This is a genomic window from Mycolicibacterium sp. SMGY-1XX (assembly GCF_059132455.1).
On sequence record NZ_CP101139.1, the window covers coordinates 3,828,301 to 3,841,176 of the forward strand.

13 protein-coding genes are annotated in these 12,876 nt (G+C 67.5%); 10 read left to right on the forward strand and 3 right to left on the reverse strand.

Annotated features, from left to right (window positions below):
- The first annotated feature begins 8 nt into the window (after positions 1 to 8).
- Genes NL241_RS18520 through NL241_RS18530 form a run of 3 tightly spaced genes read left to right on the forward strand, consistent with a single transcriptional unit; the run spans position 9 to position 1,746 of the window.
- Positions 9 to 647, forward strand: coding sequence for a class I SAM-dependent methyltransferase (locus NL241_RS18520; protein WP_494394666.1), 639 nt, complete (start codon positions 9 to 11; stop codon positions 645 to 647).
- Positions 644 to 1,480 carry an alpha/beta fold hydrolase gene (locus NL241_RS18525; RefSeq protein ID WP_494394667.1) on the forward strand — a complete coding sequence of 279 codons (837 nt, stop codon included), beginning with the start codon at positions 644 to 646 and terminating at the stop codon, positions 1,478 to 1,480. The genes NL241_RS18520 and NL241_RS18525 overlap by 4 nt, the downstream gene beginning before the upstream one ends.
- Before the next feature lie 26 nt (positions 1,481 to 1,506).
- On the forward strand, positions 1,507 to 1,746 hold the full coding sequence (locus NL241_RS18530; protein ID WP_487695480.1) for a hypothetical protein: 240 nt from the start codon (positions 1,507 to 1,509) through the stop codon (positions 1,744 to 1,746).
- Here NL241_RS18530 and NL241_RS18535 read toward each other — a convergent pair.
- Complete coding sequence (locus tag NL241_RS18535) at positions 1,716 to 2,978, reverse strand: amidohydrolase family protein (protein ID WP_494394668.1); 1,263 nt, start codon at positions 2,976 to 2,978, stop codon at positions 1,716 to 1,718. The genes NL241_RS18530 and NL241_RS18535 overlap by 31 nt on opposite strands.
- Before the next feature lie 25 nt (positions 2,979 to 3,003).
- On the opposite strand from NL241_RS18535, the gene NL241_RS18540 reads away from it, so the two are divergent.
- The 4 genes from NL241_RS18540 (at position 3,004) to NL241_RS18555 (ending at position 6,828) form a co-directional block, all read left to right on the forward strand.
- Positions 3,004 to 3,843 carry an AraC family transcriptional regulator gene (locus NL241_RS18540; protein ID WP_494394669.1) on the forward strand — a complete coding sequence of 280 codons (840 nt, stop codon included), beginning with the start codon at positions 3,004 to 3,006 and terminating at the stop codon, positions 3,841 to 3,843.
- A gap of 82 nt (positions 3,844 to 3,925) precedes the next feature.
- A complete protein-coding gene (hadC, locus tag NL241_RS18545; RefSeq protein WP_494394670.1) occupies positions 3,926 to 4,411 on the forward strand; it encodes a (3R)-hydroxyacyl-ACP dehydratase subunit HadC in 486 nt (161 codons plus the stop codon).
- A 5-nt stretch (positions 4,412 to 4,416) separates the two neighbouring features.
- The gene (locus NL241_RS18550) at positions 4,417 to 5,877 is read left to right on the forward strand and encodes an amidase (protein ID WP_494398336.1); all 1,461 of its coding nucleotides are present in this window, start codon (positions 4,417 to 4,419) and stop codon (positions 5,875 to 5,877) included.
- 42 nt (positions 5,878 to 5,919) lie between these two features.
- A complete protein-coding gene (locus tag NL241_RS18555; protein ID WP_494394671.1) occupies positions 5,920 to 6,828 on the forward strand; it encodes an alpha/beta fold hydrolase in 909 nt (302 codons plus the stop codon).
- Here NL241_RS18555 and NL241_RS18560 read toward each other — a convergent pair.
- Together NL241_RS18560 and NL241_RS18565 are read right to left on the reverse strand one after the other, a co-directional pair.
- Complete coding sequence (locus NL241_RS18560; protein ID WP_494394672.1) at positions 6,825 to 8,087, reverse strand: competence/damage-inducible protein A; 1,263 nt, start codon at positions 8,085 to 8,087, stop codon at positions 6,825 to 6,827. The genes NL241_RS18555 and NL241_RS18560 overlap by 4 nt on opposite strands.
- 32 nt (positions 8,088 to 8,119) lie before the next feature.
- Positions 8,120 to 8,785: a GNAT family N-acetyltransferase gene (locus tag NL241_RS18565; RefSeq protein ID WP_494394673.1), complete on the reverse strand. Its 666-nt coding sequence runs from the start codon at positions 8,783 to 8,785 to the stop codon at positions 8,120 to 8,122.
- Between the two features lie 82 nt (positions 8,786 to 8,867).
- Here NL241_RS18565 and NL241_RS18570 point away from each other — a divergent pair, with 82 nt between their 5' ends.
- The 3 genes from NL241_RS18570 (at position 8,868) to NL241_RS18580 (ending at position 12,847) form a co-directional block, all read left to right on the forward strand.
- The gene (locus tag NL241_RS18570) at positions 8,868 to 9,848 is read left to right on the forward strand and encodes a substrate-binding domain-containing protein (protein ID WP_494394674.1); all 981 of its coding nucleotides are present in this window, start codon (positions 8,868 to 8,870) and stop codon (positions 9,846 to 9,848) included.
- A gap of 119 nt (positions 9,849 to 9,967) precedes the next feature.
- Positions 9,968 to 11,101 (forward strand): nitronate monooxygenase, encoded by a 1,134-nt coding sequence (locus NL241_RS18575; RefSeq protein ID WP_487695469.1) that lies wholly within the window; start codon positions 9,968 to 9,970, stop codon positions 11,099 to 11,101.
- Between the two features lie 279 nt (positions 11,102 to 11,380).
- The gene (locus tag NL241_RS18580; RefSeq protein WP_494394675.1) at positions 11,381 to 12,847 is read left to right on the forward strand and encodes an HNH endonuclease signature motif containing protein; all 1,467 of its coding nucleotides are present in this window, start codon (positions 11,381 to 11,383) and stop codon (positions 12,845 to 12,847) included.
- Positions 12,848 to 12,876 lie beyond the last annotated feature (29 nt).

The following is a 12,876-nucleotide window of genomic DNA, read 5'->3' on the forward strand; positions in this document are numbered from 1 at the left end:
TTACCGTCATGACCACGAACTGGGAGACGCCGAACCGGGACCGCTTCGACGACGCCTACCGCACCGGCACACCACCGTGGGTGACCGGCGCGCCGCAACCGGCTGTCGTGCAGCTGGAACGCGCCGGCCTGATCCGCGGGCGGGTGCTGGACATCGGTTGCGGCACAGGTGAACACACCATCCTGCTGGCGTCGTTGGGCTACGACGTTCTCGGCGTCGATTTCGCGCCTCATGCGGTGGCTCGGGCACGGGAGAATGCCGCCGCCCACGGCGTGCAGGCACGTTTCGAGGTGGCGGACGCGATGAACCTGTCGGGACAACCCCCGTTCGACACGGTGCTCGACAGCGCGTTGTTCCACATCTTCGATGCCGCCGACCGCGCCCGCTACATCGCGAGTCTGGCGCGCACCTGCCGCACCGGGGGCGTGGTGCATGTGCTCGCCCTGTCCGACCGCGGGCGCGGTTTCGGGCCACAGGTCAGCGAGTCCGCCGTGCGCGATGCGTTCGGCGCCGGCTGGCTGCTCGAGAGTCTGACCGAGACCACCTACTCCGGGGTGGTGCAGCAGGCGCAGGCGGAGACGGTCGGGTTGCCGCCGGGCACCCGGGTGGCCGAACCCGCCTGGCTGGCCCGGGCGCGGCGGCTGTGACGGCGATCGAGCTGCGCGACGGCCGCCACCTGGCGTACCGCGCGTATGGACCTGCCGGCGGCACACCGGTGCTGTTCATCCCGGGCGCCGGATCCGGCCGCCTGATGAGGTTCGGCGACGACGCGCTGCTGGATCGACGCCATGTCCGACTGCTGTCGGTGGACCGGCCGGGGCTCGGCGGGTCGACCGCCGATCCGGCCAAGACCTTCAGCTCTGTGGCCGACGATCTCGGCGAGCTGGTGCGGGACGTGGTGGGCCAACCGGTGTCGGTGATCGCCAACTCGCAGGGCGCCCCGTTCGCGTTGGCGCTGGCCGCCACGTCGTGGGCACGCGGGCTGGTCCTGGTGTCCCCCATCGACGACGTGGCATACCCACCGATCACCGCGCTGTTGCCCGCCGCCTATCGCGAGATGGTCGCGGCCGTCGCTGCCGACCCGGAGGCACTGGCGGCGGACCTCGCTCACTACACCCCCGACGCGCTGTACACCATGGTGATGTCCGACTACCCGGCGTGCGACGCCGCGGTGTACCGGCGTCCGGACTTCCAGGCGCTGTTCCGGGCGGCTCTGCAGGACGCCTTCACCGGCGGTGCGGCGGGTTATGCGCGCGACACCGTGCTGGCGATGACGTCCTGGCCCGCGGAGCTGTTCTGCCCCGCCGTGGACGTGCACATCCTCTTCGGCGCGGAGGACGCCGTACATTCCCCCGACCTCGGAGAGCACCTGACAAACCGGATCCGCGGCGCCCGCCGTGAAGTGGTGGCCGGCGCCGGCGGCGCCTTGCTGTGGGCGCGCCCGGATCTGGTGCTGGACACCGTCCTCGCCCACAGATAGGCACCGGCCCCCGTTATGCTCTGGCCGTGACCCGGCTACAGATCCTGTGGCTCTACGTACGCGTGCAGCTTTTCGTACTCCTGTGTGGCATCGTCGGCCCCATTTTCCTGCTGGTGTTCTTCACCGCGCAGCCCGAACCGGGCCTCAAGTGGATGTACTACGCCGGTTTGGTCATCACCGCGGCCGATGTGTTGATTGCCCTGGGGCTCACCGGGAAAGCCGTCGAGTCACGTGATCACGCTCTGGCGAAGCGCTTCTCGTCGTAGAGCTGTGCCCATTCCTTGCGCGGCCGGATAGAGGTGTCCACGTCGGTGGCGGTGGCGCGCAGGGCGCCGACGGTGGCGTCCTCACGTTTGGTGTGCGCGAACGGATCCCAGCCGAAGAAGCGGCAGGAGTTCTCCCAGGTGATCTTGTTGATGTCGGAATCGTCGGCGCCGGCGGCGGTCAACTCGGCCAGCACCTGCTCGGGAGCGTCGGGCCAGAAGCAATCGGAATGCGGGTAGTCGCATTCCCAGGCGATGTTGTCGATGCCGATCTCGTGACGCAGTTTCAGCGACGTCTTGTCGGTGACATAGCAGGCCAGCGAATGCTCCCGGAATACGTCGCTGGGGAGTTTGTCGCCGAAGTCGCGCCGCAACCACTTCTGATTGGTGTAGTGCCGGTCGCTGCGGTCGAGATAGAAGGGAATCCAGCCGATTCCGCCCTCGGAGAAGGCGAACTTCAGGTCGGGGTAGTTGCGCATCGCCGGACCCCACAACAGATCCTGCGCGCACATCGCCGAGACCTGGGTGGCCAGGATGATCAGGTTGTCGATCGGGGCGTTGGGCGCCATGCTGATTGCTCCGAAGCCCGTGCCGATGTGCAGGCACATCACCACGTTCTCCTCGGACAAGGTCCGGAACACCGGGCCCCAGTAGTCCTCGTCGTGGTAGCTCGGAATGCCTTCCAGGTGCGGCAGTTCCGGCATGGTCACCGCACGGCAGCCCTTGGCGGCCACCCGGCGGATCTCCTTGCACATGGCGTCCGGATTCCAGGTCGGCAATACCGCGATGGGGATGAAGCGGTCAGGGTAGGTGCCGGTCCATTCGTCGATGTGCCAGTCGTTGTAGGCCGACACCATCACCAGGGTGGTCTCTTCACGGTGCATGTTCAGGTGCCGCGCGGAGAACCCGGTGAACGTCGGGAAGCACATCGAGGCCAGGATGCCGTTGCGGCTCATGTCGCGGACCCGCTCGTGCACGTCGTACACGCCGGGACGCATCTCGGCGAACCCCGCCGGGTCACGTCCCCACTCCTCGGCGGGCCAGGACACCACGGCGTTGAGGCCGCTGACCCCTTGCGGCCGGCCCTGATACATCCATTGGTCGACACCCTTGTCATCGGTGACGACGATGGGGGCGTCCTTCTTGTACTTCTCGGGGACGTGATTCAGGAACATGTCGGGGGGCTCCACGACGTGGTCGTCGATACTCACCAGAATCATGTCGTTGAGATTCATGATTCAACAACTACCCTGTGTTCTCATGACCGTCTCTGCGCCATCGGACAGAGTTTTATCCGAATCGGCCACCTTGCCCGTCATCGAGCTGCGCCGGGGCGGCAAAGCCCTGGCCGGCAGCTACCTCTACGAAGGTGACGGGCTGATCACGGGCTGGCATTCGCACGAGGTACACCAGATCGAATACGCCATCGCCGGCGTGGTCGAGGTCGAGACGGCGGCCGCGCATTACCTGCTGCCCCCGCAGCAGGCCGCGTGGATCCCGGCCGGGCTGGAACACCAGGCCATCATGAATCCCGAGGTGCGTACGGTCGCGGTGATGTTCGATCCGGCGCTGATCGACACCGGCGTCGACCGGGCCCGCATCCTGGCGGTGTCTCCCCTGATCCGGGAAATGATGATCTACGCACTGCGCTGGCCCATCGACCGTGAGCAGGGCTGTCCGGTGTCGGACGGCTTCTTCCGGACGCTGGCGAATCTGGTCACCGAGGCCCTGGATCACGAAGCGCCGCTGAGCCTGCCGACCTGTGACCATCCCCTCGTCGAGGCCGCGACCACCTACACCAAACAGCATCTGGACTCGGTATCCATCGACGATGTGAGCCGTGCGGTGGCGGTGTCAGAACGCACTCTGCGCAGGTTGTTCCAGGACACCCTCGGATTGTCCTGGCGCACATACCTTTTGCATGCCAGGATGTTGCGCGCCATGGCCCTGCTGGCGGCTCCGGATCAGACGGTGCGCGAAACCGCCACCGCTGTCGGATTCGACAGCGTCAGTTCGTTCACCCGGGCCTTCTCCTACTTCGCCGGGGAAACCCCGTCGACGTATCGGCGGCGCGTGACCGGCAGCGAGTCCGAGGTCTGAGAAATTGCCGAAATCCCGATCTTGATTATCGTGGTTTTGGATTCATCGTCTGCTATTCCTTCCCAGGACGGAGGACCCCGCCGTGGCGCTCAAGACCGATATCCGAAACATGGTCCACACCTACCCAGACCACTACCTGGTCGGTCGGGAAAAGGTGCGGGAGTATGCGAAGGCGGTCAAGGTCGAAGACCCGGCCAGCTACGACGAAGCCGCCGCACGCGAGCTGGGACACCCCGACCTGGTGGCGCCTCTGACCTTCACGGCGATCTTTGCGCTGCTGGTCCAACAGGACTTCTTCAAGCACGTCGACGTCGGTATGGAGACGATGCGGATCGTGCAGGTGGACCAGCGGTTCGTCTTCCACAAGCCGGTGCTGGCCGGCGACAAGCTGCACGCACGGCTGGAGATCGATTCGGTGGACGAACGTTTCGGCGCCGACATAGTGGTGACCCGCAACGTGTGTACCAACGACGCCGGGGAGGTGGTCATGGAGGCTTACACCACGCTGATGGGACAGCAGGGTGAGAACTCGACTCAGATCAAGATGGCAGTAGGTGCATCTGCCTGATGTCGATGGATACATCCTCGGCCTTCGAATTGGCCTCAGTGGACGCGCTCGGGCAGGCAGCGCTGGCCGCGGCGGGTGAACTGTCAGCGGTCGAACTGCTCGAGGCGGCGCTGATCCGCCTCGAAGCCGCCAGGGGGCTCAATGCGGTGATCACCGATCTGTTCGACCGGGCCCGCAACCAGGCTTCCGCCCTTGACACCGCCCGAACACTGCGTTCCGGCGGTGCGGCGCCCGTGGCCGGAGTTCCATTCCTGCTCAAGGACCTTGGGGCCGCGCTCGCCGGCACGCCGGAAGCGATGGGCTCACGGGCGTTGCGGACCCACATCGCCACCGACACGTCCTGGATCGTGCAACGGTATCTGGACGCCGGGCTGGTGATCTTCGGGAAGACCAACACCCCCGAGTGGGGCAATCACTGCACCACCGAACCGTCACTGTTCGGTCCCACCATCAACCCGTGGTCGAAGGCCGTCACCCCGGGTGGTTCCAGCGGCGGCTCGGCAGCCGCCGTCGCCGCCGGGGTGGTTCCCGCCGCGTCCGGAGGTGACGGCACCGGCTCGATCCGGGTACCGGCCTCGTGTTGCGGCCTGGTGGGGCTCAAACCGCGGCGCGGGCGGTCGTCGTTCGCACCGGACGCCGGGCACAGCCTCGAGGGTCTGGTCAACGCGCACGCGCTGACCAGGACCGTCCGTGACAGCGCCGCGTTGCTGGACATCGCGACCGGTTCCGCGCCGGGCGACCCGTACACCGCTGCACTCCCCGTGACCAGCTTCCTCGACGCCCTGAGCCGGCCGCTGCCCGGCGTACGGGTGTTGATGACCACCGAGTCCCCGTTCCCCGGTCCAGCCACCGACGCGCAGGTGGTCGCGGCGGTCGAAGCCACTGCGCGGCTTCTCGGTGACCTCGGCCATCACGTCGACTCGGGTGCCCCCGGTATCGACGCCGACGCGGTGGCCGACGCCATCGCCGTCCTGCACACCGTCAGCAACGCGGGATTGCACGCGCTGGCCACCGAGGTTCTCGGCCGTGAACCCCGTGAGGACGAATTCGAGCCCAGCACATGGGAAATGGTGCGTGAGGGGTTCACCACCACGGGCGTGGCCTATGCCGGAGCCATCAGCGCCGTCCACGCACAGACGCGTCGCTTCGCCGACGGCATGCGCGGCCACGACGTACTGCTGGTGCCGACCCTGCTCACCCCGCCGCCGGGGTACGGGTTGCTGGATCAGCCCCGCGGCAGCACCAGGGCCTTCTTCGACGTCGAGTTCGCCACGACAGGATGGACGTCGCTGGCCAATGTGACCGGCTGGGCGGCGATCTCACTGCCGCTCGGTGTCAGCGACGACGGGCTGCCCATCGGCGTGCAGCTGATGGCGCCTGACGAGACGGTGTTGCTGCAACTGGCCGCCCAGTTGGAGGAAGCCGCGCCCTGGACGGATCGACGACCCGCCGGCTGGGTGAGCTAGAACCCGCGCCGGTGCGGCTGTGGCGCATGCGACACTTTGCGGATGGTTCCCCCGATCGAACGCCCCAAGCTGGAGGGCAACATCGCCGTGGACGCTCAGCGGCAGATCGGCTTCGCTGAATTCGGCGATCCGCAAGGCAAAGCGTTCTTCTGGTTGCACGGCACGCCGGGCGCGCGCAGGCAGATTCCCACCGAGGCCCGGGTGTTCGCCGAAGAACAGGGCATCCGGTTGATCGGCATCGACCGGCCCGGAATCGGCTCGTCCACCCCGTTCCAATACGCCAATGTCGGCGAATTCGCCCATGACCTGAGGACCATCGCCGACACCCTCGGCATCGACAAGTTCATCGTCATCGGCCTGTCCGGTGGTGGTCCGTACACACTGGGCTGCGCGGCCGCCCTGCCGGAACGGGTACTGGCCGTCGGTGTCCTCGGCGGCGTGGCCCCGACCGTCGGCCCCGACGCGATCGGCGGCGGTGTGATGGGCTTCGGCAGCACGGTGGCTCCGCTCATCGAGGTGGCCGGGTTCCCGTTGCGGATGGCGGCCACGGCGCTGATCCAGCTCATCCGTCCGGTGGCCACGCCTGCGCTGTACGCCTACGCCCGGATCTCCCCGGAGGCCGACCGCCGGCTGCTCGTGCGTCCCGAATTCCGGGCCATGTTTCTCGACGATCTGCTCAACGGCAGCCGCAAACAGCTGGCCGCGCCGTTCGCCGATGTGGTGGTGTTCGCCCGCGACTGGGGTTTTCGGCTAGACGAGGTGAAGGTGCCGGTGCGGTGGTGGCACGGCGACAAGGACCACATCGTGCCGTTCGCCCACGGCGAGCACGTGGTGTCCCGGCTGCCCGACGCCGAGCTGTATCCACTGGCCGGTGAGAGCCATCTGGCCGGCCTCGGCCGGGCCGAGGAGATCCTGCGCAGCATGCTCGTGCTGTGGGACGAGCAGAGTTAGCTCAACAACTGCCGGAGCAGGTGGAAGGCCACGGTGGTCGAGCGCTCCCGCACATCGGCCCGTTCGCCGGGCAGCTGCCGGGTCTTGGTGAGCACTCGCCCGTCGGAAGTTCGCACGGAGAAGCACACCGTGCCGACGGGCTTGTCCGCAGTGCCGCCACCGGGTCCCGCGATACCGGTGACCGCGATCGCGGTATCGGCGCCGAATCGGGCCAGCGCGCCCGCGGCCATCGCCTCGGCGACGGGTTCGGATACCGCCCCGTGTTCGGCGATGAGCGCTGGATCCACTTGCAGCAGTTCGGTTTTCGCCGAGTTCGCGTATGCCACCACCGAGCCCAGCAGGTACGCCGACGAGCCGGACCGGTCCGCCAGCCGCGCCGCCACCAGGCCCGCGGTGCAGGATTCGGCGGTGGCGATGGTGCGACCGGCCAGTAGGGCGGCCACCTGGTCGTCGACCAGGGAACCGTCGGTGGAGAACACCGCGTCGGCGTGCTTGTCGCGCAGCACTGTTTGCAGCGCCGCGTAGACCGGCGCGGCATCGGGTTCGTAGCGGGTGACGATCTCGAGCTCACCGCGGCGCAGGCACGTCGTGATCTCCAGCCGGTCGAAATCCTCCACGGTGGTCTCGGCCGTACGCAGTGTCTCGGCCAACGCGGACTCGGGCAGGCCGAACATCCGGATCGTCGACTGCTCGTAGTGGGTGCGACCGGAGATCGCCTGCTGCACCTCCGGGGTCTGCACCGCGGTGCGCCACATCGGCTGCAGTTCCCGCGGCGGACCGGGCAGCACGACCACCGTCGGGCTGCCCGCCACCACCACTCCGGGCGCGGTTCCCACCGGCTCGAGCACGGCGGCTCCCACCGGCACCAGCGCCTGCTTCCGGTTGGCGGCGCGCACGGCCTCGAAGTCGACGGTCCGGCCCCTGGCCGCATTGAGCCGACGCAGGATGTCGGCGATCCGCTCTTCGAGTTCGACATCGAGTTCGAGCTCGCGCCCGCAGAAGCGAGCCACCACCGCGACGGTCATGTCGTCGGCGGTGGGTCCCAGTCCCCCGCTGGTGATGATCAGGTCCACACCTTCGGCGGCCAGAAAGCGCAGTTGTGCCTCGATGTCCTCGGGGCGGTCCCCGCACAGCGTGATGTGGGCCAGTTCGACGCCGAGTTCGAGTAGCCGATCAGCCAGCCAGGGGCCGTTGCGATCTTGAACCCGTCCGGTCAGTACTTCGGTTCCGGTCACCACGATGCCCGCGCGCACAGTCACTCCGACGAGGTTACGCAGGCATGCGCCGGGGTCTACCGCGGCGTGGCACCCGGCGCGCGGACCACCATCGGCACCGCCGGGAAGTACGCGGCCATCTCGCTGCGTGAGCGGCGGAGCGCGGCCGTGCCGTAGCCCTTCTTGCGGTGATCGGGGTGAATCCAGATCCGGACGTTGACCTCGCCGTCGACCAGTTCGCCGAATGCCATCCCGACCTTCTGATCGCCTTCGAGTGCGACGAACCAAGCCGCTTCCTCGGCGCGTACCCGAGCCAACGCGGCGTTGATCTCGTCGTCGAGACCACCGGCCGGCGCACCGGAACCGTCACCGGCCGAACCGATTTCCTGCGTCCTGGCCGCGAAGATGTCGCGATCGGCGGCACCGTCGAACGGCCGCAGAGTCAGGCTCTCGTCCAGGCTGGCGGGACGCTCGCCCAGGAGGAAGCTCAGCTGGCTGTTGTCGTCGTCGAGCTCTTTGGCGATCTTGCGGCGCGACTGCCGCGTCAGGCGGTTGAACGACAGGCCGACCACCGCTTCAGCGCCGCGTGTGGAGATCCCGAGCAGTTCGGCGATCTTCGCGACCGCCGCAGGCTGGTCCTCGGCGTCGACGATGACATCGAGCACCTCGTGGCGTCGATCGAGCGCCGTCAACAGAGCCTTCGAGATCTCACGGCGGGCGGTGGCGATGTCTTGGTCGGTCATCCCGCAAGACTAGATCAGCGATCGGCGGACCGGGGTTCGCAATTTGCCGCAGCGACGGCACACCGAGGTCGACACTGGAGACATGCGACCGAGCACCGTCCGACGATGCGCCGCACTGGCGACTGCGATCGTGCTCGTCGCGTCCCAGACCGGATGCTCGCCGGGCGGTGACACGGAGGCGCCACAGCCGGCACCGCCGCCACCCCGAGTGGCGGTCGCGCTGGTGACCCACCAGCCGCCGGGTGACACCTTTTGGGACCTGGTGCGTCGCGGTGCCCAGGCGGCCGCCGACAAAGACGGCATCGAGCTGCGTTACTTCCACGACCCCGAGGGCGCCATTCAGGCCGGCCAGGTATCCGAGGCGGTGGGTGAGCAGGTGGCCGGGATCGCGGTGACACTGGCCGATCCGCCGGCCATGGCGGCCTCGGTGCGCTCGGCAGTGGCCGGCGGTGTCCCTGTCGTGGCGGTCAACACCGGTATCGACGCGTGGCGCGAGATGGGCGCGATCGCCTACTTCGGTCAGGACGATCTGGTGGCCGGTCAAGAAGTGGGCCGGCGCCTCGAGCACGAGAGCGCGGTCAATGTGCTGTGCGTGATCCAGGAACGCGGCCATGTCGGGCTCGAGTCGCGCTGCAACGGCGCCGATGAGGCTTTTCCCGGTGTGCTGCAGCGGATTTACGTCGACGGAACCCGGCCTCAGGCAGTCCGGGCCGACCTGATCGCGCGCCTGCAACAGGACCGCTCGATCGATCGCGTGCTGACCTTGGCAGCCCCGGTGGCCACCACTGCCCTGCAAGCGGTGGGTGAGGCAAACAGCTACGCCAAGGTGGTCACATTCGACACCAACACCGCAGTGATCGAGGCTGTGGAGCGCGGAACCATCGGCTGGGCGGTGGATCAACAGCCTTTTCTGCAGGGTTATCTGGCGATCAGCGCGCTGTGGTTGTACGTGAGCAACGGGAACATCATCGGCGGCGGATTCCCCACATTGACCGGACCCTCGTTCGTCGATGAATCCAATGTCGATGCGGTGGCCGAGCGCGCCGAAGAAGGCACACGCTGAAACACATTGCCGGCGGGCGCTTTCCGAGGGACAACCACCCCTACCGACCCCCGGTACCCGCCCTGACGCTAAACTAGAACACGTTCCAGTTTTCTGTCCGCCCGAGCAAGGATTCCGGTATGCACACTCCCCTCTGCGATCAGTTGGGTATCGAGTTCCCGATCTTCGCCTTCACGCACTGCCGCGACGTGGTGGTGGCAGTGAGCAAGGCCGGCGGCTTCGGAGTCCTGGGCGCTGTCGGCTTCAGCCCCGAACAACTGGAGATCGAACTGAAGTGGATCGACGAGAACATCGGCGATCACCCGTACGGCGTGGACATCGTGATCCCCAACAAGTACGAGGGCATGGACGCCACCGATATGGATCCGGAAGTCCTCAAGAAAACGCTCAACGAGCTGGTTCCGGACGAGCACATCGAGTTCGCCAAGAAGATCCTGGCCGACCACGGGGTCCCGGTCGAGCACAGCGACGATGATGCGCTGCAATTGCTGGGGTGGACGGAGGCCACGGCCACGCCCCAGGTCGAGGTCGCGCTGCAGCACCCCAAGGTCACGATGATCGCCAACGCGCTGGGCACCCCGCCCGCCGACATGATCAAGCACATCCACGAATCCGGCCGGGTGGTCGCCGCGCTGTGCGGTTCGCCGTATCAGGCGCGCAAGCACGCCGACGCGGGTGTCGACATCATCATCGCCCAGGGCGGTGAGGCCGGTGGGCACTGCGGCGACGTCGGCTCCATCGTGTTGTGGCCGCAGGTGGTCAAAGAGGTGGCGCCGGTGCCGGTGCTGGCCGCCGGCGGTATCGGCAGCGGTCAGCAGATCGCCGCCGCATTGGCACTGGGCGCGCAGGGCGCCTGGACCGGTTCGCAGTGGGTGATGGTCGAGGAGTCCGAGCACACTCCGGTGCAGCACGCCGCCTACGCCAAGGCCACCAGCCGCGACACGGTGCGCAGTCGCTCGTTCACCGGCAAGCCGGCCAGGATGCTCAAGAACGACTGGACCGAAGCGTGGGAGAACCCGGAGAACCCGTCACCGCTGGGAATGCCGTTGCAGTACATGGTGTCCGGTATGGCGGTCGCCGCCACCCACAAGTACCCCAACGAATCGGTCGACGTCGCGTTCAACCCGGTGGGTCAGGTGGTCGGTCAGTTCACCAAGGTGGAGAAGACCTCGACGGTGATCGAGCGTTGGGTGCAGGAGTATCTGGAGGCGACGGGCCGGCTCAACGAGCTGAACGAGGCCGCGGGAGTCTGACGAGCGCCGCGGAGCCTGCGAAGCGGGGCGAGGAACGACGACCCACACAACCGGGAGTCTGACGAGCGCCGCGGAGCCTGCGGAGCGGGGCGAGGAACGACGACCCACACAACCGGGAGTCTGACGAGCGCCGCGGAGCCTGCGAAGCGGGGCGAGGAAGGCTGCGAATTGAGCCTCTGAGCTGTGGATGGATCCGCAACTGTGGATAACTGGGCTGGTCTCAGGTTGACCCGGGCTTGCCGAAGCTGATCTGTCGGGGCTGGTGGGCAGCATCGGGGTATGAGTTCGCCGCCGACAGCCACGCAGGAAGACCCCGTGTTGGGGGCCTTTGCTGCCATTGATGCTGCGGTGACGACGTTGCTGGCGTCCGATCCCACCCGGCGCTCGGTGCTGGAGCACAAAGACTTCCTGGCCCACACCCAACAGATCCTCAACCGCCTGCCCGCCCTGCAGCACCGGGAGATCGCAGCCCTGCGCCAGCACGCCAGCCCGGCGGAGTTGGGCGATACGTTGCCGCGAGCGCTGGCCGAGATCTTGCGGATCTCACGCCCGGAGGCCAAGAAGTTGGTCGACGACGCCGAACGGCTGGGCCCGCGCACCGCGCTCTCGGGTGAACCGATGCCACCCTGGCTGGCTGCCACCGCCGCAGCGCACGCCGACGGCGCGATCAACACCGGGCACGTGGCGGTGATCCGGGAGTTCTTCAAGCAACTGCCCGGGCATGTCAACCAGACCCAGCGTGAGGACACCGAAGCAAAACTGGTGGAGTTGGCGCGCCGCAAGCGCCCGGACGAGGTCCGCAAAGACGCCGATGACCTGTTCCGGCAGTTGGACCAAGATGGCCGCCCGCCCACCGAACCCACACCACGGGCCCCGCAGGGGGAAATGCACATCGGACGGCAGCAACGCGATGGCCGCCGCAAATTCTGGGGTTACTTCACCGCTGAAAGTGGCGCCACCTGGGAAGCGGTGCACGCGAAATGGGCCAAGCCGGGCGCCTGCAACCCCCACGACGAATCACCGTGCATCGATGAGGTCAGCGACGACGCCGCCCGTCGCGACGGGCGAAGCCAAGCGCAACGCAACCACGACGCCCTGGCCGCGGTCGGCCGCGCCATGCTGGCTTCCGGACAGTTGGGCAAGCATCACGGCTTGCCGGCCACCATCATCGTCTCCACCACCTTGGCCGAACTCGAACACTCCGCGGGCCTCGGCGTGACCGCCGGCGGCACCCGGCTGCCCGTCCGGGATGTGCTGCGCCTGGCGCGGCATGCCCATCACTACCTGGTGATCTACGGCGACCACGGTGAGGTGCTGCACCTCGGGCGTACCCGCCGCACCGCCAGCCCGTCGCAGCAGATAGTGCTGTTCGACCGGGATCGGGGCTGCACCCGACCCGGCTGCACCGTGCCCGGCTACGGGGCCGAAGCCCACCACGCCGTCCTGGACTGGGCAGACGGCGGGCTCACCAACATCGACGACCTCGCGTTCGCCTGCCCCACAGACAACAAACTGGTCACCGAGGGCGGGTGGACCACCCGCAAGAACCCCTTCGGCGAAACCGAATGGATCCCCCCGGCGCACCTCGACGTCGGCCAACCCCGCGTCAATGACTTCCACCACCCGGAACGCCTACGCCAGAAACCCCGCCCCACCCCACCGAAACCAACCACGGATTCCCCACTGCCACCTCACAAGAGCGGACAACGCCCGCCCGCCGAGACCGACGGGGAACCGCCGCTCTAGCGAGTTCTTGCGCCGACTTCGTGGTCGGC